This window comes from Paenibacillus sp. FSL L8-0638 (genome assembly GCF_038593075.1).
Classification (GTDB): Bacteria; Bacillota; Bacilli; order Paenibacillales; family Paenibacillaceae; genus Paenibacillus; species Paenibacillus polymyxa_D.
In genome coordinates, this window is record NZ_CP151960.1 from 5,691,742 (window position 1) to 5,718,453 (window position 26,712).

Here is a 26,712-nt window from a genome sequence, read left to right on the forward strand (position 1 = left end):
ATCGGATGACCAAAAAAAGGTATCCTCTTTTCACAAGAGGATACCTTTTGGGTTACGACAATCCAGACCTTTTCAAGTAGATGGTTCAAGGGATGAAAGCGCCCATCCCCCCAACCCATGACTGTGGACATCGCTAGGATCTTCCATAGGAGGGGTAACGGGTGAAAAATTCAACAGGATAAAAACATTAAATGCGAGCAGAGAAAAAACGATCTTTTTTATCATGGATGTACTCTACCTCTCCAAGTAAGTTTTTATATTCCTCTTTGTCCTGAGAAGTGGCAGTATGCCGATACTTTTCAAATAATCCTACACATTTGATGGTGACAGGATTACCATTCAGCACGACGGAATAAGAAAGGCTCTCAAGCAAGAATTTCATACCTTTGGTATAACGGTGTTTGTTGAGATCATAACAAGCCATCTCTGCCAAAAATCGTGCATAGAGATCTGCTGACATTTGCTCCGTATAAGTGCCTACCTTGACATGCTGATCTGCAAATGCCTCAATTTGTTTTTCAAAACGTTGCAGTACATGGTCTACATTAAAATCATAACGGTTGGCCGCTACCATAATTTTATGTAACCCCACGAGAATTTCGCCTTCGTTTTTTTCCAAATAATCTACATACTGTGGAATCACATCCAGACTGCCGGACATCAACTGATATAAATACCCGTTGGCCTCAGCCCAGTTGCTACAAAGGGCCTTCAAACGCCGAGCTTCTTCCGTATCCTCTTGCACCCAGCTCAAATCAGAGTATAGGGATACAAATTCCAGTGCCTTCTGATAATCCCCGCGCTCATCCCACACCCCGGCACGCAGCACGTAAGAATATACAATATACATAAACAAAGGACCCTTGGGTTCCTTGCCACGCTCCGGTCTTCTGGTATTTCCGTATTTTTGCTCGTATTGTACCTTGGCTTTCTGAGCCATTTTTTCAGCATACCATTCTACTTTATCCCAACGCCGCAAAGAGGCATAGGTATTAGCCAAGTCTCTTAAGGCATCCAGTTGGTCTGCTTCACCCAGTCGGTCCACAAAGCTTTCGAAATGTGTGGCTGCCCATAAATTTTCGTCCTGGTCATCACCAACGGCAATCGTAAATAAACGGTATTGGCAGAGCGCCAGACGCTCTGAATGTTGGTACTTCTCACTTTCGGAAACATTTTTATAAATAATTGCCGCAGCCTCAAGCTTACCTTCACTGAATAATTCTTCTGCTGTCTCAAACAAAGCTGGGGCGTATATGAGATAGTCCATCATAAACTCCACGACTTGCTTAATACAATCCAGTTTGTTCAGCTCTGCACAGCGATGCAAAAAGGGACGAACCCGTCGCCAATTCGGTGCCGTATTCCGTATAAATTCATCAATGTATAACTCATAGAGGCTCCCTTCTTCTAGCCCCATGCCTGCACCAATTCGATCCAACAGCAGCATCGCAATCGGACGATTACCGTTAATAATGGCACTGATCGTTCCTGCATTAATACCTGTGTTCTCCCCAAACTTACTAATCGTAATTCCTTCTCGTCTGATGTACTGTTCCAGCTCTGCGCGAATTGTGGTTGTTTCCTTCAAACCAGGCACCCCCAGGGATTACTTGCATGATTACAATACAAAAAAAGAAAATTCCCGTGAATATTCCCTTAATTATACAAAAGAAAGCCCACTTAGCCAACCGCTCCAGTAAATTTATATCAAAAAGTTCAATAATTCTCCGAATTGCCGTATACTACGGGGAGGTGAGCCGAGCAGCTACACTCAATCGGTATGCAGGAAAGGATACGACAAATGGACAACACCCCTACAGCAGAACAAGAAATTGCACAATGGATGGTCGCGCAGATCCGTGAAGTGGGCACCCTGAAACAAGAAGATGCAATTGCATATGTACGCTCTGAGTATGGAGAGCAGTATGTGTTTATAAGCGAGCATGGTCATGTATCTCTGGAAAAAGAAATCAAAAAAGCATTTCGCAAGCTTCATGGTGGCAGAATCGCCTGGGATCGTGACGGATTTCTCTGGGCCTGGACTTAACAAGCAAAAGCATCTGCCCTAGGCAGGTGTTTTTTTAATAATTTATCCATATATCCTCTGGAGTCGGTTAATTTCTTCCTTCACAAACTGTCGGAGTATTACAGGCTCCACAACTTCAACCCTGCCAATCCAATCCATAGCATCGCGGCAGGCCGCTTCATAACTATACATGTTGACCGTTAGAATGAAATGAGCGCCTTCCTGTACAGACCGGATGATTTCCATCCTTTTCGCTATGATTTCCGCTTGCTTCTTATTCGTTCGGATCAGAACGGGATAGTATTCTTTCTCTGCACAAAGCTGCTTAAACGCGGTTTCTTGTCTCATCCAATGATGTTCCAGCGAGAAATCCACCGGAACCTCAAAGACTTCCGCAGACGGCTGAACCTCCTTGATTCGCTCACATTTAAAGGTCCGAATCTCCTGCCCAACTTCACAGAAGGCAATGAGGTACCAATCTCCTTTTTTCACCACAAGTCCATAGGGATGCACATGACGAGAAGAATAGATTCCGTCAGCTTTCTCATATTGAATGGTTATTTTATGGGACCCCCACACCGCAGCTCTTACGGACTCAAGACAAGGAATGGCTATACGTTCCGTCCACCACGGCGTATCATCAAAATAAAACCGCGCTTTGGCTTTCTTAATATCGGACTGATACGAGTCTGGCATCGTCTGTTCCAGTTTGAGCAGAGCATTCTTTAACTTCAAACCCGATTCCGTGGGCCCGCCTGTATAAATGCCCATCCCTGTTAAATACAACTGAATGACATCCCCGCCATTCAACTGTTTCAGGTTCGCCGTATAACCCTCCATTAAATAAATTCCGCCCTTCGGGCCGGAAGCGGTAACAATCGGAACGCCGGCTTCAGCCAGGAGGTCGATATCCCTGTAGATGGAGCGTACAGAGGTTTCCAGTGCCAACGCCAATTCCTTGGCTTTCATTCTCCCTCTAGATTCGATACATAATAAAATCGCGATTAAACGATGCAGTCTCACAATCATACCTCCACAATAGATGGTTAACCCGAATTGAAAAGATAATGCAAAGATTGTTGACACCCTGTTGGCAGTAATAGGTGTGTATCATAGAAGTAAAGGGGTGTGATGGATGATGAATATTGGAATATTGGGGACGGGATTCGGCGCGTATCATGCCTCACTGTTAAACAACCATCCCAAGGTAAACAGAATCATGGTATTTGGAAGGAACGAAACCAAGCTGCAAAAGCTGAAAGAGGAGCTAAACGTAGAAGTCACACAAAATATAGAGGATATTCTGCTGGATCCAGACGTGGATATCGTCGATCTATGCCTGCCTTCCCACCTACATAGGTCATATGCGGTGGATTCGCTGAAGCACGGTAAGCATGTATTTTGTGAAACGCCCGTTTGCTTTAATCTCGAAGACGCTCTTCTTATGCAACAAGCTGAGAAGCAATATGACAAAAAGATTCTGGTCAACCAGTTCATTAAGTTTGACCCCGCCTATACCTATCTGTATGAAGCATACCGCCAACAGAAATACGGGAAGCTCATTTCCTTATCTTTGAAAAGAGAAACGTCTCCTCTGTGGGGGGATCTTGGACTAAGCTCCATCCCTACTCAGTTCATGATTCATGAACTGGATTTATTGACCTGGCTATTAGGCCCCTGTGATCCTTGTACAGTCTGGGGTACAGAAGTTACTCATCCTGAACAAGCACAGATTCGGGCTTACTTTCAGCATCGGGATACATTCACAGAAGTCATGGCCTCATCCCACTTGCCGGGAAGCTACCCATTCACAGTGGCCTATGAGGCGTATTTTGAAGAGGCCAAGCTGGTATTTCATGAAAGCGACGAAAACGATCTTATACCTACCGCATTATATGAATATACCGCATCAGGACAGCAAAAAATCAACCTCGAATCTGCCAATCCATACGAAAAAAGTTTGGACCATGCACTTGAATGCTTTGGTGGACATCCGGAAAGCCTGATTCCACTGGAGTCAGCTGCACAAGCGCTGAAAGTGGCTATTGAGATTAAAAGCAGACTGGGGCAAGCCCAGCGTTAACCCGGTATTTTTGCAAAATCCTCATCTACGGAAATCAGCTTCCTATAAGGAAGCTGTATCCGCAGGCAAGGAAACTTCGTCCGCGTAGTTCGTTGCCATAATCTTGGCTACCCCTGCCGGGTCGTCCGTCTGCCCCAACGCCCACATCATTTTCGTCACCAGCGCTTCCGTTGTCATGTCATACCCCGGAATAACACCCTTCTCCAGTACCTTTTGCCCCACTTCGTAAATCGTCAAATCCCCGCCCTCATAAGGACATTGAGTAGTCACGACAATACTCATACCGTCCTTCATCAGCTCCTCTATTTTGCTGATCAGGCTTCTTTCTTTAAAAGGAACGCCGCCCATACCAAAGCCCTCAATGACGATACCTTTATAGCCCAAGCCCTGAATGGCATCGAAGATCGCCGGATTCGTACCCGGAATCAGCCTGAGCAGAAATACCTCCGAAGCATACCCGTCGTTGTATGGGTGACGAGCGGTACCGCGATTTGCAAATACGCCCTCCGTATAGATCACCTTACCGTTCTCCACGAGTCCGATATACGGATAGTTAATACTCTCAAAAGCATTATAGCTGCGTGTTCTGATTTTTGAACTGCGGCTACCGTTGATAATTTTGCCGTTAAACACGACAAAAACCCCGGCCACCTCGCCACATGCGGTCAGGAATGAGTCGATTACATTCTTTTTGGAATCGCTGTGCTCCGCCAAAATAGAAACCTGCGAACCTGTCACGACGACGGGTTTGTCTACAGTTCCCAACATGAAGCTCAAGGCTGATGCTGTATAAGCCATCGTGTCCGTGCCGTGTGCAATGACAATACCGTCGTATTGATCGAGCGAACGATGTACCATCCGGGCGATGGAAGCCCAATCCTCAGGTTGTGTATTTGTGCTATCAATGCTCATCAGATTATGGGCATCAATCTCGCAAATCTCCTTCAGTTCCGGGATTTCCGCCAAAATATTTTCAGCCGATTGGGTCGGTGTCAGGCCGTTTTCCTGATAGGAGGAAGAAATGGTCCCTCCGGTATTAATGAACAAAACCTTTTTCATATCCAATGTTCCTTCCCGATTACATCTTCACTGTATTGTTCTTAGAATTTATCATGAATAAGTGTGATAAGCTACTTTGCAATGGAAAAGAATTGGAGATATGAGGGACCAAAAAAGCACGACAAACAAGCGCGGGCTTTCCTTCCTCCTGCGACTTGTCTAACGTGCTTTTTACATAGGTGCAATAAGTCTACAGCGCTGCACATACCTATAAGCCATCCACGTACTTCTTATGGGGATACAGGCTGCTCCTGTGGCGCTCTCTGTACCAACGCTTTGCCCAGAAACTGCCGTGTCCGTTCTTCCTTCGGATTGGTGAAAAACTGCTCCACGGGTCCCTGCTCCACGATCACACCATGCTCCATCAGCACAACCCGATCCGCTACATCTCTCGCAAAACCAAGCTCATGCGTGACAATAATCATCGTATTGCCTTCACTCGCCACCTTTTGAATCACGGACAGCACTTCATCTACCAGTTCAGGATCAAGTGAGGAAGTCGGTTCATCGAACAACAACACCTGCGGATTTAGTGCCAAAGCACGGGCAATCGCAACTCGCTGCTGCTGTCCACCCGAAAGCTGGGCAGGATAATAAGTCATACGATCCTTTAACCCGACCTTTTCCAGAATGCCTTCACTGATCTCCCTCGCCTGCTTACGATCCAGCTTTTTCACACTGGTCAGACCAATCATCACATTGTGGAGTGCATTCAAATTTTTAAACAACTGATATTGCTGAAATACCATTGCCGTTGCCATCCGTAGTCCGAGAATGTCCTTTTTTCCCGCCTTGGCCGCGTCTACCTTTACACCGTCAATTTCAATGACACCACTGGTCGGCTGTTCCAAAAAATTAATGCTGCGCAGCAGCGTGGACTTCCCCGATCCGCTTGGGCCCAGGATCACTACGACTTCTCCCTTGCCCACCGTCAGGTCTATGCCCTTCAACACGTGATGCTGTCCAAAATGCTTATGAATTTGATGAAGTTGAATCATACCCTTACTCACTTCTTTCGTAAATTCGAATACGCTTCTCCAGCACGACAAGCCCGCGCTCAATAATAATACACACCAACCAGTAAATCAGAGACACCGCAACATACACCTCAAAAAAAGCCAGCGCCCGCGCGCCCATAATTTTAGCCTGTCCCATCATATCGACGACACCAATCATAAAAATAAAAGACGTATCCTTCACTGTACTGATCAGCGTGTTTCCCAAATTGGGCAAAGCCACCGTCAACGCCTGCGGCAGTACAATTTTGAGCATAATTTGTGTTTGGCTCATGCCGATGGAATTAGCAGCCTCAAATTGTCCCCGATCGACCGAATGAATCGCCGCCCGAAATGTCTCCGACAGGTATCCCCCGAGGTTCAATGAAAATGAGAGCAACGCAAACAGTTCGGGCGGAATGACATAGACATTGAACTGCTGTAAGAATCCATATTCGCTCTGGAAATAATACAGAAACTTGGGTATTCCGTAATATACAAGAAACAGCTGCACAATGAGCGGTGTTCCCCGAATGTACGAGACATACAACGTAGATAACGGTGCCAAGACAGGCACCTTGTATATCCGGATTAAGGCCGTAGCTAACCCGATGATCCCACCCAGCAGCATGGACACAAACGCAATCCATAAGGTCACGGGGAGATACTCGACGATCTGGGGAAGGCTTTTCAGCATATAATCAAGATCAAACAGCTTTTCCATAGGAACCCCACTTTACCCTTTACATTGTTATTACTGAGGAATAAATTCTCCACCTGTCCACTGTTCAGACAATTTTTTCAGTGTTCCGTCCGTTTTCAACTCTTTAATGATCGGGTCGATTTTAGCTTTCAGCTCTTCGCCCTGCTTATCCTTTTTGAACACCAGGTTGATGTTATCGCTTTGCACCGGCTCGCCCACAGCTTCCACCTGCAAACCTTCCTTCTTGATCGTTGCCGCCGCCATAACCGGATCATTCACATAAGCGTCCACTCGGCCATTTTGCACGTCTTGAAGGTTATCGGACGAAGTGCCTGTATCATTGTATTTCAAAATAATTTTATTCCCGTTCTTCGCATTATACTGTTCCAGCAACTGTGTGTAGGAGTCGCCTACCGAGGCTGCTACCTTCTTGCCTTCCAAATCCTTGAGGGAATGAATATCCGTTCTACCCTTTTTCACAATAATAACCGACTGAGCCGAGAAATAGGACTCATCCGAGAACAAATACTTCTTCTCACGTTCAGGATTTTTGGCAACTTCATCTGCAATCATCTGAACTTTATTCGAATCCAGGGCAAGGAATATCGCATCCCAACCCGAAGGTACAAATTCAATCTTATACCCGTCCAGCTTCTTGTCGATCTCCTTGACTACTTCCACATCGTATCCGGTCAGCTCATTTTTATCATTCGTAAAGGCAAACGGTGGGTAGTCATTTTGTGTGCCGACATAGATGACCTTATCCCCCGATGCCGCATCCTTCGAGGAACATCCACTCAAGGCACCCGTTAATAACACAAGAGATAGGCCAATCGCTGCTACCAAAGCAGATTTCTTCATATTATGACATCCCCTTTTTAATATCCAAGTAATTTACTATGATTTTATATTATAACGGGTTATTCAAATAATACAACAAGTAAATTTCATATTGATTATTTAGCTATATGTTGCACAAAAAAAGGACCCTTGCGGGTCCACTGTTATCCATGAAGCGGAAAACGTTCTGCTGGATGCTCTGGCAAAATGGACGAGATCAACCGTCGTACAGCAGGATGAGCAGAGTCAAAAATCTGATCCTTCTCATCACAGCGCTCGATCAATCTCCCCTGCTCCATCACAGCAATGCCATCGCAGACAGCATAAGCTGCCCGAATATCATGCGTGATGAACAGATATGACAATCCAAACGAAGATTTCAGTTCTCCCAGCAGGGATAAAATGTGCATCTGGTGAACCATATCCAAACTGCTGACGGACTCATCCAGCACGATTAGCTTTGGTTTAAGCGCAATCGCCCGTGCGATGTTGATCCGCTGCAATTGTCCGCCGCTGAATTGATGCGGATATTTAATCCGATCCTCTGGCTTGAGGCCAACCCGTTCCAGCAGGCTTTCGACCGTTCTTTTTTGTTCCTGCACCGATAACCGTTCGTAATTGTCCAAAGGCTCCCCAATAATCTGCCCGGCGGTCATTCGGGGGTTTACAGCAGAGTAGCAGTCCTGAAATACGACTTGCATATCCCGTCGCAGTCCCCTGCGGACCTGGGGACTCGCATTATAAATGTCTTGTTCCTGGAACAACACCTGACCCTCCTGCGGCTTCTCCAGCCCCAGAATAACCTTGCCCAGCGTGCTTTTACCAGCTCCACTGGTTCCAAGTAAGCCCAGGCAAAATCCACTCTCTATAGTAAGCGAAACGTTAGCCAACACAGGGGGACGTGGTTCAGAGCGGCCCAGCCATTTGCGCCTTCCATAGCTATGGGTTACTTCCTTCACTTGTAGCATGCGCATTCGCTCCCCTTTTGAAAGTGTGACCGTCGAACAGGCGACTAACCACCTACCTGATTCATGCCCCGAAGGGACAACTTGGGTCTGACATGCAGCAGCATTTTCGTATATTCATCCTGCGGGTGATCGAACAGCTGATGGACTTCAGCCTGCTCAACAATACGACCCTGCTGCATGACAGCCACTTCATCCGCCAATTGGGAAATGACGCCCAGATCATGCGAGATCAGCAAAATGGACGTATTGTATTCCGTACGCAAGCGATCCAGCTCTCTTAGTACCTGTAGCTGATTGACCACATCAAGCGCCGTCGTTGGTTCATCGGCAATAACCACTGCTGGCCGCAGGCACATGGAAATGGCGATCATGACTCGTTGCAGCATCCCGCCACTCAACTGAAACGAATAACGCTTCATCAGCTTGGCTGGATCGGGCAAATTCATATTCTCCAGAGCCGTTATGGCAAGATCACGGGCCTGTCGTTTGGTTAATCCGGTGTGCGTGCGGACCGTTTCCATAAACTGAGCTCCGATCGTATACACTGGCGTAAAGGCGCTCATCGGATTTTGCATAATAAACGCGATTTCCTTGCCCCGAATACGGCGCATCTCCTCGGCCGCCATTCCGTTCAGCTCACGCCCGTTCAGACGGACACTACCTTCCACGTCCATCGTCTGGCGATCCAGTAATTGGAGCAACGCTTTACAAGTCACCGTTTTGCCGCTTCCACTCTCGCCGACAAGACCCAGAACTTGTCCCCTTCTCAGCTCAAAATGAGTTGGCTCCAGCAGAGACACCGTCCCTGCATCGGTTCTGAGCTTCACCTGTAAGTCGCTGACCTCCAGCACCTTCGCCCTGTCGTCCATCGTTGTAACTCACTCCTGTTTTACTGACGTTTGGCAATTCCGTATCGGTCGGACAGCGCCTCCCCCAATATATTGAAGGCCATCACCACCACCAGAATCATGACCCCCGGATAGATCATTAATTCCGGATGGCTGCGGATGTATCCCGTTCCCTCATGAATCATCGCTCCCCATTCGGGAGTCGGCGGTTGGATGCCCAAACCGAGGAACGACAATGCAGAAATATCCATGATCGCCCAGCCCATTTCCAGCGTACCAATGACCACAATCGGCCGCAGCACATTCGGAATAATATGCCGCCGGATAATGGCTCCTGAGGAGGACCCGCTGATCCTTGCGGCAGCTATAAAATTCCGTTCTTTCAGACTGACGACCATATTGCGGCACATTCTGGCATAATACACCCACTGCACCATCATTAATGCAAGCAGCACCTGCATGAGGCCCGGTCCAAAAATACCGACAATACCCAGCACAAGCACCAAATTCGGAAACGCCATAATACCTTCACAAAACCGCATCAGCACACTATCGACCCAGCCGCCCACATAACCCGCAAGCGACCCGACCACAACGCCGATGCTAAGCGAGGACAGGAAAATTAAGGTTGCAAAGCCTAGCGAAATCCGTGCGCCATACAGCAACCGGGATAAATTGCACCGACCCAAATGATCGGTTCCCAACCAGTACTCTTTGGAAGGTCCCTCCAGCTTGTGCAGTAAACTGACTTTAACCGGATCATGGGGAGCCAGCCAAGGAGCTAGCGCCATAATAATAAAAAGAGCAGCCAGTACGACAGAGCAGACCACGATTACCTTTTGACCTTTGAACATTGTACGCAATCTTATCATCACTGCTCTGCTCGTCCCTTCGATGAAATTCGGGGGTCCATATACAAATGCACCAGATCAACGAGCAAATTGCATACGATGAACAGGCATGCCGCCAAAAACACATAGCATTGTATGACGGGAATATCCCGGTTAAAAATCGCCTCCACAAAATAACGGCCAAACCCGGGCCATGAAAACACCTGCTCCACAATAATCGTTCCGGTCAAAAGTTTGCCCAGGTTCATACCCATACTTGTAATCAGTGGAGCAATGGCAATTTTCAGTACATGCTTGAGCATGATCACCCGCTCACGGAGTCCTCTAGTTCTGGCATACTGCACATACGTTTCCTGAAGCTGCTCCAACACACTGGAACGCAGCAGGCGCGTATATAAAGCAAACAGAACCAGCGACAGGGTTAACGTGGGCAGCACCAGATGCTGCCACGTTCCTCGCCCCTCTACAGGGAGCCAATCCAATCGAACAGAGAAAAAAAAGATTAACAAATATCCCAGCCAGAACTGGGGAATAGACGCCCCAAAATATGAAATTCCTCGACTAAGCATGTCGATCCAGCCATTTTTACGCATCGCCGCTAGCACGCCCAACGGGATACTCACTAGAATAGATAGCACCATACTGCTCACAGCCAATTCAAAAGTGGCGGGCAGCCGAACTTTGACCTCATCCCATACCGGCTTGTTGGTCAGATACGAAGTACCAAAGTCCAATTGACTGATTCTTTGAAGTGTATGCATATACTGCGTCAGCAAAGGCTGATCCAGCCCGAACTCATGTCTTTTCTGCTCCAGAATCTCTGGAGTAGGATAAATATGAGCAGCCGTCAAATAGGCCTCGGCCGGATCAACTGGTGAAATATGAATCAGTGCAAAGGTAACGAGGGTGGCAAAGAGAACAATAGGAATGACCGCTACCATTCGCTTCCCGATATAGCTGATCATGAGTTGTCCTCCTATCCTGTAAACGAACGTTACCCTTCGTTTTTAACTACTTCCCGATTTCAAGCCCACCAAACGGATTTTCATCCCGGTTGGCCGGGAATACAAAGTTCGTAATCTTTTTCTGATACACTGCCGTTTTCTTAATATACGAAATAGGCACAATGGCAGATTGCTCCTGAAGCGTCTTCAGAATCGAAGCATACAGCTCTTGGCGCTTGGTTTCATCTGTCGATGAGAGCGCCTCGTGTACTTGCTGATCCAGATCTTTCTTCATCGGAAGGGCGCTCAGCGTCTCGGAAATTCCGAAGCTCTTCTTGGCAATGACGTTAATAAAGGAATGCGGATCATAAGGCGCACCGTAGTTATACCAGAAGTACAGATCAAACTGATTGGATCTAAGGCGCTTAACTTGAACCGTCAGCTCCAGTCCGGTCAGGTTCACTTTGACACCCAGTTCTCCCCATTCGGCCTGAATGGTTTCAGCCATCGCCTTTTGAATTGGATCGGTTTTATCAAAAATCAGCTCAAAATCCAGCTGTTGTCCGTCTTTTTCCCGTACTGTACCGCCTGCGGGCAGCTTCCAGCCAGCCTCATCCAGCAACGCTTTGGATTTTTCCACATCATAGCCAACAGGCTGTAGGTTTACATTCGTATACGGATAGTTTTTGGATAAAACCGTATCCGCTTTTTCCTCCAGCCCTGAAGTCACACCTTCCACCATTGCCTGCTTGTTAAAGCCATGCTGGAGGGCCAGACGTACCCGAAGGTCTGCCAGCTTGGGATTGGACGAGTTGAGCAACAGACTTCTTGTTCCGACAGGCTCGGACAGCGTGGTAACATACTGATTCGTGTCGCGAAGCTGTTTGAAGGCATCCAGACTAATGACACCCTCTCCATAAATCAGATCCAGGTCGCCTTTTTCAAAGGCCATCACACGGGTTTCGCCATCGGGAATGATTTTTACCGTAATTTTATCCACCTTCGGTGCAGTACCCCAATAGTTCGGATTACGCTTAAAGGTTGCATACTCATCTTGCTTGTATTCATCCAGCATCCAAGGTCCTGTACCTACAGGTTTCTTGATTCCTTTGGACGTATCTCCATCATCCGGGAACCCGGCTTCACCCAGAAAACGGAACGGACGAACGACAGACAAATCCTGAAGCACTGGGTAGTATGGCTCTTTGAGCGTCATTCGGAAAGTGCTGTCATCTACAGCTTCAGTTTTGTCGAGAACGCCTACTATACCAAGCCAGCTGTGCGTTTTCTCATTTTTCATGATAGCGTCAAAGTTCTTTTTGACAATGGCCGCATTAAATAGCGTCCCATCCGAAAATTTCACACCTTTGCGCAGCTTAAACGTATATGTCTTACCGTCCTTGGAAATAGTCCAGGATTCAGCCAAAGCAGGCTCCAGCTTGCCTCCTTGCTTGTAGCTGACTAACGGCTCATAAACCATGGATTGTGCAAAAAGTTGGGAAGGATTGTATACATGAGGATTCATCGTACCAATGTCACGCGGCCACGATAGCGTGATCGACTTTTCATTGGCAGCTCCGTCAGTAGAGGTGGATGCAGGTGTATTCTCCTGCTTTGCGCAGCCCAAAACAACGGATAATAAGAGGAGCGCCACCAACATAAGGGTAGCAGTCTTGCGGTGTCGAACGGACATCAATGTATTTCCCCTTTTCTATATATGTGATAATGATTATCATAATCATATCTAGAATAGGTATCACGCTCAATTTTGTCAACACTATTCGACAAGCAACCCTCTTATTTCTTTTAAATTTGTGAAATGAGGATTTTGAAAAATCCTAAACTTATGGCTTAATTCGCCAACGTTTGAAACAGAGTACGCGTGTACTCATGCTGTAACAAGTCTTCATCCCATTCCTTAAATATTTCCACAATCTCCCCCTGAACCATGACGGCAACGCGGTCACAAAACTGACGAGTAGATGGGAGATCGTGAGTGATAAATAGGTAGGACAACTGACGTTCCACCTGCATTCTCTTGAGCATGTCCAATACAGAAGACTGCGTTGTCGTATCCAGATTGGCGATCGATTCATCGAACAAGATAATATTTGGCTCCACCGCCAAAGCTCGGGCAATACATACCCGCTGCTTTTGTCCGCCACTCAGCTGAGCTGGGTATTTTTCCAGACTGTCAGCCTCTAATCCTACCGATTCCAATAGAGACAGACAAATATCCAGCGCCTGCGCTTTTCGCTCAGGGAAATAGTTGTGGATTGGCTCCATTAAAATATCTCGAATGGTCATACGGGGATGCAGCGAGGAGGACGAATCCTGTGCAACCAACTGGATTCGCTTGTACAGCTGAACATCCTTCATCTTTCCGGTGTGAATGGGCTGTTCATCCAGCCAAATCTCTCCTGAGGTCAACGACTCCAGCCCCAGAATACATTGTGCCAGCGTGCTTTTGCCACTTCCACTTTCTCCAACCAGTCCAAGACATTCTTCTTGTCGTAGCTCCAGACTCACCTTCTTCACGGCCTGTTCGCTATCTTGCATGCTGAACCAACCTTTTCTCCGTTTGCGGACAGGGTATGCTTTGGTCACATTCTTCAATTCCAACATCACTGGTGCATCCTTCCTTCCGGGCTCATCTCCAACACTCGATCTGCTATGCGACTCATACCCTGGCGATCATGTGAGATCAACAATATGGTGAGATCAAAGTCTTCTCTCAACTGTTGCAGCAATGCCAACACCTTGTCGCGGTTGATCACATCCAGCGCCGTAGTAGGCTCGTCGGCAATAAAGAGGCTCGGACCGGAGCTTAGCATGGCAGCCAGCAGCACCCTTTGACACATGCCTCCACTTAGTTCAAAAGGATATGACGACAAAGTATGCTCAGGATCTGCAAACCCTACCTTGCAGAGCAGAGAGCGCAAATAGGCCTCCCGCACTGGAGTAGCGCCTCCTCTGGCTATTTCAGAGGCACGGCTCAGCACCTGCCGCATCCGTGACAGCACGCTCAGTGGATGGACTTGCTGTGATGCAGTGTGGGATGGGGTAGCATCAGCGTGCCCCGGCTCCATCTGGTCGTGCGGCATCCAACGCCGCCCGTGCAGTCTAAGCGTGTCCATCAGCTGGGCGCGGACAGTCCGGATCGGATTCAACCCGCTCAGCGATTGTTGAATCAGCAGGGCAATATCCTCTCGGCGCAGCCTTTGCCAGCGCCGTTCCTGGAACGGGAGAATGTCTTCCCCGTTATAGTAGATACGCCCATGCGTAACACCGATACCTGGCTCCAGCATGCCTGCGATTGCGTGTGCGGTCAGGCTCTTGCCGCATCCGCTCGGTCCGGTCAGGGCCACAATCTCCCCTGAATATATGGAAAAGCTCACATCACGCAGCAGTGGTTTGCTCCCACTTCTGCTTGCTCCTACGCCTGTGCGGCAGATTTCCAAATGTTCCACGTGTAACAACGGTTTTCGACCTGCCACTTGTTCTATCGTATCCTTGCCCCCAAGGGCTGTTTGATCCTCCACTATTTGGCCGCCTCCTTTTCCGAAAAGCGGTCGCCCAAAAGCTGGCAGGCAAGTACGAATAGCATAATCGCCAAGCCCGGGAAAATCATGACGTGCGGAGCCACCTGAAAATATGAGGTGGCATCATGCAGCATCACGCCCCACTCTGGCTTGGGCGGCTGTACACCTAGTCCAAGAAAGGACAGCCCAGCGATCATCAGCACCACGCGTCCGATATCCCATACCGCATAAACCAACAACTGCGGCAACGCTTGTGGCAATACATAACGGCTCAGTATACGAACGTGTGAATTGCCGGATAAACGGGCATACCGAACGTAGTCCTCCTGACAAGCTTTTTGAACCAGACTACGGATATATCGGACATAGCCCGCCCACCGTACCGCAATAATGGCAAGGGTCATGTTAACAAAACCCGGACCCAAAATACCGACAATTGCCACTGTTAAAATAATATCAGGAAAAGCCAATACGCCGTCGATTCCCCGCATGACCAGCTGGTCCACGCGTCCGCGCACATAACCAATAAGCAACCCTATAGGCAGACTGAAGCACAGCGTAGCTACAGTAATTGCACATGCGATTAGCACGCTCGTCCGAATCCCGTAAATTAGCCGTGATAGCACATCCCGGCCCAGATGATCCGTACCGAAAGGATATTTCCGGCTGGGTGGTGCCAGACGGTTCAAAAGGTCCACTTGGAGAGGATCATGAGGAGCGACCCATGGAGCCAATAACCCAAGCAGCACGATCAGACCAAACAGTACGCCTCCTGCCAGCAAGCTCCCTTGAAAGGAAAGCCGCATCTTTTTCATTTTCAGCTTCCCCCTTAACGCAAACGCAGCCTCGGATCTATCGCCGTCTGGACCACATCCACCAAACACTGAACTCCTACAATTAAAAATACGGCAAAAATAACATACCCCTGAATCACCGGATAATCTCGCTGTGTAATCGCATCTATAAAATACTTGCCCAACCCCGGCCATGAAAAAATGGTCTCTACAATCACATTACCTGCCAGCATAAATGATAGATTGGTACCTAGCAGTGTAATTATAGGCAGAACCGCATGCCTAAATATCTCAAAAAACAGGATATGCAAACGGGAAAAGCCTCGAGCCTTCGCTGCTTTCACAAAATTCCGGTCACCCAGCTCCAGCATTTGAGCGCGCAGTACGCGTGCTTGCACAGCTCCTAAACCTGCGCCAAGAGTCAGCGCTGGGAGCACTAGATGTGTCCAGTCCTCCCTTCCCATGGATGGGAGCCAGCCCAAGCGAACGGAGAATAGATAGATCAACAGAAAACCAAACCAAAAAGAGGGGATCGACGATCCCAGCAGGGCGAACAGCCTGCCCAGACGATCCAGTGGGCCGCTGATTTTTAGCGAGGCAGCCAGCCCCAGCCCCAGCGTAAACACCGTCATGACGGCGAAGCCCGCAGCAGCTAGCTCCACAGTAGCAGGAAGTCTGTTCCACAGTTCGGCTAGCACCGACTCCTTGGATACATACGAAGTGCCCCAATGCCCTGTGAACACATCCCGCAGCCAGTTCACATATTGAATATGAAGCGGTTCGTTTAAGCCCAGTTCCTTTCGTAGCGTCGTCAACGCCTCCTCAGAGGCAGGGATATTATGCGCGGTGAGCAAAATGGTAGCAGGGTCTCCAGGGGCCAGCCGCATCAGTACAAAAGTCAGCGTGGATACAACGAATACAATAATGAGCAGCTGCGCCACACGTTCCAGTATAAAACGAATCATAGGATACGCAGCTCGTTATTCCGCAATATCGGATTGCGCTGTAATGTAGTAATACTCGATCGGATGGGGTGTAAAACCCTCCACCCCTTTTTTCACACCAAACACATTATCAGGATGCACAATGAACGACTGTGGCAAATCCGTATTGATGATATCCAGCGCTTGTAGTGTCACAGCATTACGCTGCGCTGTATCCTTCGCCAGCTTCAAGCTGTTCAGAATACTCTCTAGCGGTTTGAAACTATAACGGCTTACATTGGCTTCGCTTTTCGAAGAATAAAACATGTCCATAAAATATTGCGGCTCTCCTGTATGAGCAGTAAGCATACTGTACATAGCAAAATCCCAATCGTTTTTGGTCAACGCCTCGTCGATATTTTCCACCTTGCGAATCTTGACCTGGATTCCCTCTTTCAGCAATTGGCTTTGGATGACCTCAGCCATAACAGAGAGCTCCGGACGCTGAGGGAAAGTCAGCAGCGTAACCTCGAACGGCTTGCCTTGCTTAGTCCATGTCCCTTGGGCGTCCTTCTGCCAGCCATCCTTCGTCAACAGTTGCTCTGCCGTTCCGTCCAGCGCTTTGCGCTCAACTTTACCGAAGGGAAGAATGCTCGGGAACGGACTGCTTGCCTCCGTACCGAAGCCCCTCATGACGGCGCTCACAATCGATGCGCGTGGAATCAGGCTGTCCACCACCTTACGGTTCGCCGCATCCTTGAATACTGGCGATTCCATATTGTACACGATCATATGGGTGCGCAAGGACGGAGCTGACAGCACTTGCAGCTTGTCGTTCTTTTTCAGTACCTCTGCGTTATCAACCGGAATATCCGTCGCTACGTCCACCTCACCGGATTGCAGTGCCATCAGGCGCGAATTCCCGTCCGTAATGAACTTCATCGTCGCTTCAGCCAATCGTGCCTTCTCGCCCCAGTATCCGTCATAACGCTCTACGACCAAGGATTGGTCCTTGTTGAACGCTTTGATTTTAAAGGCGCCTGTCATCGCTGGGTAACCCTGCTCATCTTTCATCGATGCCACATCCAGTACAATCGTCGATGGATCAGCTAGATTAGACACCAATGCCGCATTCGGCTGGTTTGTCGTGATCTTCAAGGCCAGCGGGCCGCTTACATCAATGGACTTCACATTCAGTAAATCCTTCGCCAGATGGCTTTTCTCAATAGAGCGTAACAAAGACGCTTTTACACTTGCTGCATCCATACTTTTTCCATCATGAAAAGTGACTTTATCCTGCAAGCTGAACGTCCAAACTGTAGGGCTATCCTGCTTCCACTCCTTTGCCAGCCAAGCCACAGGCTCCAGCTTTTCATTCAAACGTACCAGTGTCTCACCTGCACCGGATCGCATCACATCCCAGCTATTATCTCCATGCGGGTCAACGCCTGACGGTTTCCATGTATACGCCATTACCAGCTTTTTATCTGTCGCTGTTTGTTGTGCTGACGCGTTCTCACCCTTGCCGGAGCTATCCGACGTCTTATTGCTGGCACATCCCGAAAGAGCCATAACTGCCAGCAGCAGCATCACCCCTGTACATATGAACCATGAACGCCTACTACGACTGCTTATCATTTCATGAGCCCTCCTCTATCTTGTAAAATCGCATAAACCTAACGCAAAACGCGAAAAAAGCATTCCGAACCACTTGATCAGCAGTCAGAAATGCCTTCAATATAAAATGTCAGAACTCACCTCGAAGCCAACTCCAAAAACATAGAAGGGATCAGATCGGTTTCAGACATTCCGTATGCAGCACGCCTAACCACCTCCCCAGCATTCCGTGGGTCTGACAGTGATGTCAAAACAGGCAGGTCTCCTGACTCCAGGCGTATCTTTCAGGCCTTCCCGGTTCTTCACAATTCCAGTGGCTGTTCTGAAAGCTCCAGCAGTATCCTGCTGATGCCTGTATACAGTGGCGGGCCCGTGTCGGAATCAACCGAACTTCCCTTTTAAGTGAACATGCTCAACAACTATGTACATCGTCTCTACGAAACCCCATACATAGAGTTGTCCGGCTCACACCTGTTTTCTTCCTTTATTTCTTTTCATTACGATCTTATTTTGTTGTCACAGGCTTGTCAATAAAGGCTGCACAATAATTTAAATTTGAACGATAAGGTAGAAACAAGACCTAACCTCCAATTGCGTGCACGCAATTGAAGTGTTAAAATTAGGTATAGAGTAAACCACCGTGTCCGTATACTAAAAAGAGTCTTCGCCGCGCCAACGGCAAAGACTCTTAGGACTTGAAAGGCTGTGGATCACCACCACGGCGCGCTGCATAACTAAATGTCAATGCAAACGAAACCCACCGTTAGGGGCCAACCTAATTACGCGGTGGGTTTTCGCTTGTTCCGAAATTTTCGACGTAGCCAGCGATAAAGTTTACGAATACTAAACACCAGGCTTAGTAACGTAACCATCCAACGCAACACATCGTAGCACGATACAAGGTTGACCATCGGCTTCACCCCCTTTCGGGAAGCTGCACCGTGGTCCGAAAACATCCACCACTATTCAAAATCCATAAGGTAAATTATACCATGATATCGCCCACTGCTCTAGCAAATTCTTCTAGTAAGTAAACTGGAAAACGCGCCAAATTGGAGCTACCCATTTCATCCCGCAGTTTATCTATATATCCCCAGACAACAAGGGGATCTACTATCTGGATAACCCCATGCCAAACAGCCGGAAAAGAGGCATACGTCCTCTCTCCGGCTATCTTTATTTATTTCTAATCATCAAACCTTCTGTGGAACCTCCTGAACCGTCACGCTTTTGACCGATTCCCCTTGTTTTCTCGTCAAAACGATATTCAAGACAATCGCTGTAATCGAACCAGATACGATGCCGTTTTGCAACAGCATTTTGGCAAAGCTCGGCAGCTGGTCGAACATTTGTGGCAGAACGGCAGAACCTAGGCCCACAGCAATACTGCATGCTGCGATCAGCAGATTGCTTTCCTTTCGCAGATCCACTTCTGACAAAATAGACATGCCTGATGCAGCGACCGAGCCGAACATGACGATCATCGCCCCGCCCAGCACAGCGTTAGGAATCACTGTCGTTAAAGCAGCCAGCTTAGGTAGCAAACCGAGAACAACCATGATACCGCCCGCAGCAAAAATAACGTTCCGCGATTTGACGCGTGTGAGCGAGATCAGACCCACATTTTGCGAGAAGGCTGTATAAGGAAACGCGTTAAAAATACCCCCAAGCATAATCGCAAGTCCTTCCGAACGAAGTCCATTGACGATCTGCTTTTGCTCTACCTTTTGATCAATCGCCTTGCCTACTGCCAGATAAACACCCGTAGACTCGACCATGCTGACAATATTGACAATAATCATCGTACATACCGCCATAATGCTAAACTCTGGCTTACCAAAATAAAACGGCTGCGCAACACTCACCCATGACGCATCTGCCACGGGAGCAAAATGCACCATTCCCATCGCATAAGCAACCACCGTGCCTGCAAACAGACCGATGAGCACGGAAATCGAGCGCATAAAGCCCTTTGCTAACCGATTCACAAGCAGAATAACCAATAATGTAACCAGCGCCAGCAGCAAATTACGCGGCTGTCCAAAATCCGCGCTGCCCTGGCCACCTGCTACATTGTTCATCGCCACCGGAATAAGGGATAGACCGATAATTGTAACGACCGAACCCGTAACGACCGTCGGGAAAAAGCGTAGCAGCTTGCCATACAGCGGTGCCGCAAGCACCACGAATATACCAGACAAAATAATGGCACCGTACGCTGTCGCCAAATTTGAGGTCGAAGCAATCGCGATGATAGGCCCTACTGCCGTAAACGTACAGCCTAAAATGACAGGCAGTCTACTACCGAAAAAGCGTGTGCCCATAATTTGTAATAACGTAGCAATCCCGCAAGTGAACAGATCGGCAGCCACCAAATAAGCCATCTGGGCTGGAGTTAGGTGCAATGCTCCCCCTACAATTAGAGGTACAGCAATGGCTCCAGCGTACATCGCCATGACATGCTGGAAGCCCAGTGCGAATAACTTTTGTTTACTTAACATCCCACATTCTCCTTAACAGGAGCAATTACCGCGCCAGCTTCCTCTATAAAATGGACCTCGCCTGGTGCCATGGAAGCGATACGCGCAAGAGAACGTACGGCGATGCCTCTTTGCTCCAACAGTCCACGGCCTTCCTGGAAGCTCTTCTCAATCACACAGCCAACCCCGGCCAGCTCCGCTCCTGCTTCCTTTACAATATCCGTAAGTCCGACCAATGCTGCACCAGTTGCCAAAAAATCATCTACGATCAGCACATGGTCGCTGGCATCGAGATATTTTTGGGAGATACTCACCTGATAGGTTTCCTGCCGAGTGAACGAATGAACCTCTGCGAAGTATACCTGCTCATTCAGCGTGATGGCCTTCTTTTTCTTCGCATAAATGAACGGGACCCCCAAGGCAATAGCAGTAGCCATTGCAAATTGAATACCACTAGCTTCAATGGTAAGCACCTTGGTGATCGGAGCACTGCCGAACAGGCGTGCAAACTCCTTACCAATCTCTAATGCTAATGCTGTATCTACCTGATGATTCAAAAATGAATCTACCTTTAATACGGTGTCAGATAAAATCTGTCCTTCTTGACGAATACGTTCCTCCAAAACTTTCATTATGCGAGTATCGCTCCTTCTGTACTTTAAAATAGTGAGGATTTTGCAAAATCCTGAACAGTAAAACCTGCCAAAACCAAAAAAGGACAGGCTCCCTTGAGTTGTTTCTCAAGTGAAGCCTGTCCTTGGGGTTATAATCCCTGACGGATTGGCGCACAAATAAATGCCCGCATTCATCCGAAGCCGATGCGCTATCACTCATAGTCGGACGATTACAGTGGTCGTCCGGTAGAAACTTTTGGGCCATATCCCCAATATTATACGAGTCATATGAAATTGATATCTTGTATACTACACCCTCTGGCGGGCGGTTTCAAGACTATTTTTCATACAGACAGCAGCATTTGGAGAACCTTCCACAATTGGAATATCGTAAAATCAAATCGACCTTTGTTGAAGGTATATATATAGTAGAAAACAGATGTTAAAAAACAAAAATACATACAAAACAACATTTAATTTTAATTATAATTTTAGAAAACAAAAATAAAACCACAATTATTACTTCCGTTTATGTTGACTGCAAAGAAAAACGGAAGTAGTATGGAGTTAGTTAAGAAAACAAAAGGCAGACTTTCAGGCTGCCCGTATTTTATCCATGCAAGGAGATTGGATATGAATAATTATCTTGCTGTTGATATTGGAGCTTCAAGCGGTAGGATCGTAGGTGCAACTCTGCAAGGTGACCAGCTACACTTGCAAGAGCTTCACCGTTTCAACAACTCCTTTACCGAAAAAGACGGACACGATTACTGGAATATCGACGAACTATTAAATGAGATTATTCAGGGCTTGCAAAAAGCTAAACAGAAGGGGATTCATTCCTGTACGCTCGGCATTGATACATGGGCTGTAGATTACGTGCTGCTTGATCAGAAAGGTAACCGCATTCATGAGGTATACGCTTACCGGGATGCACGTACCCTCCATGCGCCTGACAGGCTGCACCAGCTCATCAGTCGGGAGGCTGTGTATGAGAAAACAGGCATTCAGGAACTAAACTTTAATACCCTGTATCAACTGTTTGTCCATGATCGGGAACAGCTTGCCCAGGCGGATAAAATATTGATGGTCCCTGATTATCTGTACTATCGCCTGACAGGCATCATGATCAATGAAATTACGAATGCGTCCACGATGCAGCTTCTCAACGTGAACACCCGAGAGTTTGATGAAGACCTGCTGTCCCTGCTCCAACTGCGACGCAATCAGTTTTCAGAGCTTGCCGAGCCTGGACGGGTTCTGGGTTCTCTTTTGCCGGAGCTTGTTCAAAAATACGATCTTCCAGACTGTCAGATCATTCTTGCGCCTACTCACGATACTGCATCGGCCGTTGCAGGTGTTCCGTCACAGCGGGAAGAATCTTGGGCTTATATTAGCAGCGGCACGTGGTCACTACTGGGAATGGAACGATCCGAAGCCTTGAATACGAAGGCAGCCATGCAGGCGAACTACACCAATGAGTGGGGCGCTTACGGTACGTACCGTTTTCTGAAAAATATTATGGGATTGTGGATGATTCAGGAGGTCAGAAGAGAAGGGGGCTGTGCACATAGCTTTGCCGAATTGGCCCAACTGGCCTCAGCAGAAGCACCGTTTGTCAGTCTTGTCCTCTGTAACCATTCATCCTTCTTAAACCCGGATAGTATGACCCTTGAAATCCAGCGATTCTGTGAAGAGACAGACCAGCCCATCCCCAGGACGCCGGGCTCACTCGCCCGCTGTATTTTTGACAGTCTGGCCTTAAGCTACCGCGATGCCTTACACGAACTGCAATGTTTAACAGACGAAACGATTACCAGATTGCACATTGTCGGCGGAGGCGCTAACAACGAATTACTATGTCAGCTAACCGCCGATCTCTTGGGAATTGAGGTTCAGGCAGGTCCTTCCGAATCTACGGCCATCGGCAATATTGTCGTGCAATTAATTAGCTCTGGTGTTCTTGAGAATCTCAAGGCTGCTGGCCGAACCATCGCCCGCTCCTTTCCGACTCGGCTATATGAGCCACAATCGGTGGAAGGCGTGCAAGAACTTTTGGATCGCTGGGAGCAGCTTAAGATACAAGCAACATCCTCTATTCACATATCTCAATAAAGGAGTAAAGCCATGAACGAAGCCATTGAAGCCAGTTATAACGAAGCGAAAAAGCTGTATGCCCGCCACGGTATTCAAGTGGACGACATTTTACGGAAGCTTTCACAAATCAAAATATCACTGCACTGCTGGCAGGGAGATGATGTTCAGGGATTCCTGTTCAAAGACAAACAGCTGAGTGGGGGGATTGCCGTAACGGGCAGCTACCCGGGCAGAGCAGGCACACCGCATGAGCTGCGTCAGGATTTAGAAAAAGCCTTATCACTCATTCCGGGTAAACACAAGGTCAATCTGCACGCCATCTATGCGGACACCACAGAACAAGTGGATCTGGATCAACTGGAGCCACGCCATTTTCAGAACTGGGTAGACTGGGCCAAACAGCAAGGGCTTGGGCTTGATTTTAATCCAACCCTGTTCTCCCATCCTAAAGCGGAAGACGGCTTCACACTGAGTCACAAGGATTCGGAAATCCGTGATTTCTGGATCACACACTGCAAAAAATCACGCAGGATTGCCGAGTATTTTGGCAAAGAACTCGGTCAGCCCTGTGTCACAAACCACTGGATGCCGGACGGCTATAAAGATACTCCGGTTGATCGGTTGGCTCCAAGAGAACGTCTGCGTGATGCACTGGACGACATTTTCAGCGAGGAAATCAGCGAGGAATACAACATCGATGCGGTTGAAAGCAAGCTGTTTGGCATTGGCTCGGAAAGCTATGTCGTGGGCTCACATGAATTCTATATGGGTTACGCCCTGACACGGGGTAAATCTCTCTGTCTCGATGCGGGTCACTTCCATCCCACCGAAGTCATTTCGAACAAACTGTCCTCTGTGCTGATGTTCACCAATCAATTATTGCTCCATGTCAGCAGACCGGTTCGCTGGGACAGTGATCATGTCGTGACAATGGATGACGAATTGCTAGACATTGCCCGTGAGCTGGTTCGCGGTGAATTGCTTTCCCGAACCCATATCGGTCTTGATTTCTTTGATGGCAGTATCAACCATGTGGCAGCATGGGTCATCGGAACACGCAACACGATTAAAGCGCTGCTTCGCGCTATGCTCGAACCGATTGAAGCATTAAGGCAGGCGGAAGAGGATCGGGACTTCACCACTCGTCTTGCTCTAGTCGAAGAATTCAAATCGTATCCGTTTGGTGCCATATGGGATTACTATTGCGCTCAAAACGGCGTTCCCGTTCGTGAGGAATGGCTGGCCGAAGTAAAAAACTATGAACAACAAGTACTGTTGAAACGATAACTGCTGAAACGGTAACTACTGCACTGATAATGCTTATATTCACATCATCCAAAGGGAGAGATCATCCATGACTACTGTGCTGGAGAATCAAAAAGAACGCAAATCGGGACTGGATATCCCATTTGTTCGCGAGATGGCGGAAATTACACAAAACATGTGGAAATTCGGCTGGGATGAACGCAATGGAGGTAATGTAAGCTATATTCTGGATGAAGCTGAGGTTGCAAAATATATAGATATTCATCAGGTCATTCGGACGATTAAACCTGCTTTCCCGGTGAATGAACTGGCTGGTAAATATTTTATCGTCACCGGATCAGGTAAATATTTTAAAAACGTAATCGCAGATCCAGAAGCAAACTTAGGGGTCCTTCGTGTCTCCCAGGATGGCGAACAGTTGGAAGTCTTGTGGGGCCTCAAACGTGGCGCAGTGCCTACCAGTGAGTTGCCTTCCCATTTTATGAGCCACATTGAACGCTTGAAGGTTGATCCTAACCATCGTGTGGTGATTCATAATCATGCCACCCATGTTATTGCCATGACCTTCATTCATAGTCTGGACGAAAACCAATTCACCAAAACGCTGTGGGAAATGTGTACCGAATGTATTGTCGTCTTTCCAGACGGTATCGGTGTAATCCCTTGGATGGTACCGGGTTCCAGCGAAATCGGTCGCGAAACGGCAAAAAAAATGAAGGATCATCATGCTGTATTATGGCCTCATCATGGCATTTTCGGAACAGGCAGCTCCATTGATGAAGCGTTTGGCCTCATTGAGACGATTGAAAAAGCGGCACAAATCTATATGCTCATTGCTCACCATGATATTCAGCAACGGATTACAGATCAGGAATTGGCCGATCTAGCCAAAGCCTTCAACGTTACTCCAAAAGAAGGAATCTTGAACGTATAAATATAGGCTAATCTCCTCTCATAATACAGAACTTAAAAGGCTCCATGGCTCGTCTCAAACCGGCCATGGAGCCTTTGGCATACGCAGTTTTAATTATATAACCCTTAATTCCAATGAATTAACTTGTAATTGTCCTTTCCTTTATATACAATAAAATCAAAATTCCCTTATCTCCACCAAAGGAGAGGTGACAAGTTATGAAAAGAGCAAAAAATGAAGATCACTTCGACATCGTGGAAGACCATTATTTCACAGCTACCGAATTGGAAAAGTCCAGCGCCATTTGGCCTGTCAGACTGGGTATGGATATTTCGAAAACAAGCTGCCATGTCGGTCCCAAGGCTGTTCCTTATTTTTATTTGATTTTTGTGCTTGAAGGTCAGGCTGAGTTTATTTATAAGCAACAGAAGTACCGTGTCCAAAAGTCTGATTTATTCTGTTTTTTTCCGCATGTTGCCCATGAATATTACACCAATCACCAGCACCCGTTGCAAAAGGTATGGATTGCCTTTGAGGGACCCAAATCCCTCGCGCTACTGGAGCGGATCGGAATTAATCCCTCCACGCCATTTATGGCTAACGCCGTGAGTGAGGAAATCCTCGAACTTATCTCTAACCTGTTTTCCATCGTACACGACAACAACAGACAGGGCAGCGATCTGGCCCGCTTGATTACACTGCACCAGATCTTCGAGGAGTTGTCCCGCAACACATCTGACGTACTGCGCAACTTTGTATGCTCTGATTATTGGCTCCAGCAGGGGAAAGACTACATTGAAATGCATTATTGTGACCGTGTTACGATTGAGCAAATTGCCGAGCATGTAGGTGTGGATCGTGCCCATTTTTCACGTAAGTTCCATTCCACCTTCCTCATCTCTCCCGCTAAGTATTTGCAAAACCTTAAGATTAACGAAGCCAAAAGATTACTGGAGCAGACAACTTACAATTTGTCGATCATAGCCCAGTCCATCGGCTATACCGATATGTCCACCTTTTCCAAAGCATTTAAGAAAACAGCAGGGATTCCACCGCGTGAGTATCGCTTCCGGCATCAGTCCCGGCAAGAGATTCGTACCGTCAATGCCTAGCTAAAATCCAGTAACGTTAAAGAGAGCCGCCGTATAC

At 47.7% G+C, this 26,712-nt stretch carries 24 protein-coding genes and 2 riboswitches; of the genes, 6 read left to right on the forward strand and 18 right to left on the reverse strand.

The annotated features are described in order from the left end of the window. Nucleotides 1-187 precede the first annotated feature (187 nt). Nucleotides 188-1,588, reverse strand: a complete 1,401-nt coding sequence (locus MKY35_RS25380; protein ID WP_069012261.1) for a transcriptional regulator — start codon at nt 1,586-1,588, stop codon at nt 188-190. Nucleotides 1,589-1,801: 213 nt separating this feature from the next. On the opposite strand from MKY35_RS25380, the gene MKY35_RS25385 reads away from it, so the two are divergent. Further along, a complete protein-coding gene (locus MKY35_RS25385; RefSeq protein ID WP_069012262.1) occupies nt 1,802-2,047 on the forward strand; it encodes a hypothetical protein in 246 nt (81 codons plus the stop codon). Nucleotides 2,048-2,089: 42 nt separating this feature from the next. Here MKY35_RS25385 and MKY35_RS25390 read toward each other — a convergent pair whose 3' ends face one another. Further along, the gene (locus tag MKY35_RS25390) at nt 2,090-3,049 is read right to left on the reverse strand and encodes a WYL domain-containing protein (RefSeq protein ID WP_342445152.1); all 960 of its coding nucleotides are present in this window, start codon (nt 3,047-3,049) and stop codon (nt 2,090-2,092) included. Nucleotides 3,050-3,161: 112 nt separating this feature from the next. Here MKY35_RS25390 and MKY35_RS25395 point away from each other — a divergent pair, with 112 nt between their 5' ends. Continuing rightward, entirely contained in the window at nt 3,162-4,109 is a 948-nt protein-coding gene (locus MKY35_RS25395) for a Gfo/Idh/MocA family oxidoreductase (protein ID WP_342445153.1), read from the forward strand. Between the two features lie 42 nt (nt 4,110-4,151). Here MKY35_RS25395 and MKY35_RS25400 read toward each other — a convergent pair whose 3' ends face one another. From MKY35_RS25400 to MKY35_RS25475, 16 genes are all read right to left on the reverse strand, one after another. Next, nucleotides 4,152-5,168 (reverse strand): asparaginase, encoded by a 1,017-nt coding sequence (locus tag MKY35_RS25400; protein ID WP_165145671.1) that lies wholly within the window; start codon nt 5,166-5,168, stop codon nt 4,152-4,154. 230 nt (nt 5,169-5,398) lie between these two features. After that, on the reverse strand, nt 5,399-6,166 hold the full coding sequence (locus tag MKY35_RS25405; protein WP_029518797.1) for an amino acid ABC transporter ATP-binding protein: 768 nt from the start codon (nt 6,164-6,166) through the stop codon (nt 5,399-5,401). Between the two features lie 4 nt (nt 6,167-6,170). Next, nucleotides 6,171-6,887: an amino acid ABC transporter permease gene (locus MKY35_RS25410; RefSeq protein WP_013312615.1), complete on the reverse strand. Its 717-nt coding sequence runs from the start codon at nt 6,885-6,887 to the stop codon at nt 6,171-6,173. Between the two features lie 30 nt (nt 6,888-6,917). Next, complete coding sequence (locus tag MKY35_RS25415) at nt 6,918-7,727, reverse strand: transporter substrate-binding domain-containing protein (RefSeq protein WP_165145665.1); 810 nt, start codon at nt 7,725-7,727, stop codon at nt 6,918-6,920. Between the two features lie 143 nt (nt 7,728-7,870). Beyond that, entirely contained in the window at nt 7,871-8,680 is an 810-nt protein-coding gene (nikE, locus tag MKY35_RS25420; RefSeq protein ID WP_342445154.1) for a nickel import ATP-binding protein NikE, read from the reverse strand. Between the two features lie 38 nt (nt 8,681-8,718). Beyond that, nucleotides 8,719-9,543, reverse strand: coding sequence for an ABC transporter ATP-binding protein (locus MKY35_RS25425; protein ID WP_340957412.1), 825 nt, complete (start codon nt 9,541-9,543; stop codon nt 8,719-8,721). Between the two features lie 20 nt (nt 9,544-9,563). Beyond that, a complete protein-coding gene (gene nikC, locus MKY35_RS25430) occupies nt 9,564-10,394 on the reverse strand; it encodes a nickel ABC transporter permease subunit NikC (RefSeq protein ID WP_080658671.1) in 831 nt (276 codons plus the stop codon). After that, a complete protein-coding gene (gene nikB, locus MKY35_RS25435) occupies nt 10,394-11,338 on the reverse strand; it encodes a nickel ABC transporter permease subunit NikB (RefSeq protein ID WP_342445155.1) in 945 nt (314 codons plus the stop codon). Before nikB (MKY35_RS25435) ends, nikC begins: the two co-directional genes overlap by 1 nt. A 46-nt stretch (nt 11,339-11,384) precedes the next feature. Continuing rightward, on the reverse strand, nt 11,385-13,010 hold the full coding sequence (gene nikA / locus MKY35_RS25440) for a nickel ABC transporter substrate-binding protein (RefSeq protein ID WP_342445156.1): 1,626 nt from the start codon (nt 13,008-13,010) through the stop codon (nt 11,385-11,387). Nucleotides 13,011-13,168: 158 nt separating this feature from the next. Further along, nucleotides 13,169-13,945, reverse strand: a complete 777-nt coding sequence (locus tag MKY35_RS25445) for a dipeptide/oligopeptide/nickel ABC transporter ATP-binding protein (protein WP_342445157.1) — start codon at nt 13,943-13,945, stop codon at nt 13,169-13,171. Next, the gene (locus tag MKY35_RS25450) at nt 13,942-14,859 is read right to left on the reverse strand and encodes an ATP-binding cassette domain-containing protein (RefSeq protein ID WP_342445158.1); all 918 of its coding nucleotides are present in this window, start codon (nt 14,857-14,859) and stop codon (nt 13,942-13,944) included. The genes MKY35_RS25445 and MKY35_RS25450 overlap by 4 nt, the downstream gene beginning before the upstream one ends. Continuing rightward, nucleotides 14,859-15,674, reverse strand: coding sequence for an ABC transporter permease subunit (locus MKY35_RS25455; protein WP_342445159.1), 816 nt, complete (start codon nt 15,672-15,674; stop codon nt 14,859-14,861). Before MKY35_RS25455 ends, MKY35_RS25450 begins: the two co-directional genes overlap by 1 nt. Before the next feature lie 14 nt (nt 15,675-15,688). Next, complete coding sequence (gene nikB, locus MKY35_RS25460) at nt 15,689-16,618, reverse strand: nickel ABC transporter permease (protein ID WP_342445160.1); 930 nt, start codon at nt 16,616-16,618, stop codon at nt 15,689-15,691. A gap of 15 nt (nt 16,619-16,633) precedes the next feature. Then, nucleotides 16,634-18,214: an ABC transporter substrate-binding protein gene (locus MKY35_RS25465; protein ID WP_342445161.1), complete on the reverse strand. Its 1,581-nt coding sequence runs from the start codon at nt 18,212-18,214 to the stop codon at nt 16,634-16,636. A 216-nt stretch (nt 18,215-18,430) separates the two neighbouring features. Further along, nucleotides 18,431-18,631, reverse strand: a riboswitch (cobalamin riboswitch). Between the two features lie 755 nt (nt 18,632-19,386). Next, on the reverse strand, nt 19,387-20,694 hold the full coding sequence (locus tag MKY35_RS25470) for a nucleobase:cation symporter-2 family protein (protein WP_029518809.1): 1,308 nt from the start codon (nt 20,692-20,694) through the stop codon (nt 19,387-19,389). After that, complete coding sequence (locus MKY35_RS25475; protein ID WP_209947562.1) at nt 20,688-21,305, reverse strand: xanthine phosphoribosyltransferase; 618 nt, start codon at nt 21,303-21,305, stop codon at nt 20,688-20,690. Before MKY35_RS25475 ends, MKY35_RS25470 begins: the two co-directional genes overlap by 7 nt. A 181-nt stretch (nt 21,306-21,486) precedes the next feature. Next, a riboswitch (purine riboswitch) is annotated at nt 21,487-21,590 on the reverse strand. 330 nt (nt 21,591-21,920) lie between these two features. Here MKY35_RS25475 and rhaB point away from each other — a divergent pair. From rhaB to MKY35_RS25495, 4 genes are all read left to right on the forward strand, one after another. Continuing rightward, complete coding sequence (gene rhaB, locus MKY35_RS25480; RefSeq protein ID WP_342445162.1) at nt 21,921-23,402, forward strand: rhamnulokinase; 1,482 nt, start codon at nt 21,921-21,923, stop codon at nt 23,400-23,402. A gap of 12 nt (nt 23,403-23,414) precedes the next feature. Beyond that, complete coding sequence (gene rhaA, locus MKY35_RS25485; RefSeq protein WP_342445163.1) at nt 23,415-24,671, forward strand: L-rhamnose isomerase; 1,257 nt, start codon at nt 23,415-23,417, stop codon at nt 24,669-24,671. Between the two features lie 67 nt (nt 24,672-24,738). Beyond that, nucleotides 24,739-25,584: a rhamnulose-1-phosphate aldolase gene (gene rhaD / locus MKY35_RS25490; protein ID WP_342445164.1), complete on the forward strand. Its 846-nt coding sequence runs from the start codon at nt 24,739-24,741 to the stop codon at nt 25,582-25,584. Nucleotides 25,585-25,781: 197 nt separating this feature from the next. Beyond that, nucleotides 25,782-26,675, forward strand: coding sequence for an AraC family transcriptional regulator (locus tag MKY35_RS25495; RefSeq protein ID WP_342445165.1), 894 nt, complete (start codon nt 25,782-25,784; stop codon nt 26,673-26,675). The last annotated feature ends 37 nt before the right edge of the window (nt 26,676-26,712 follow it).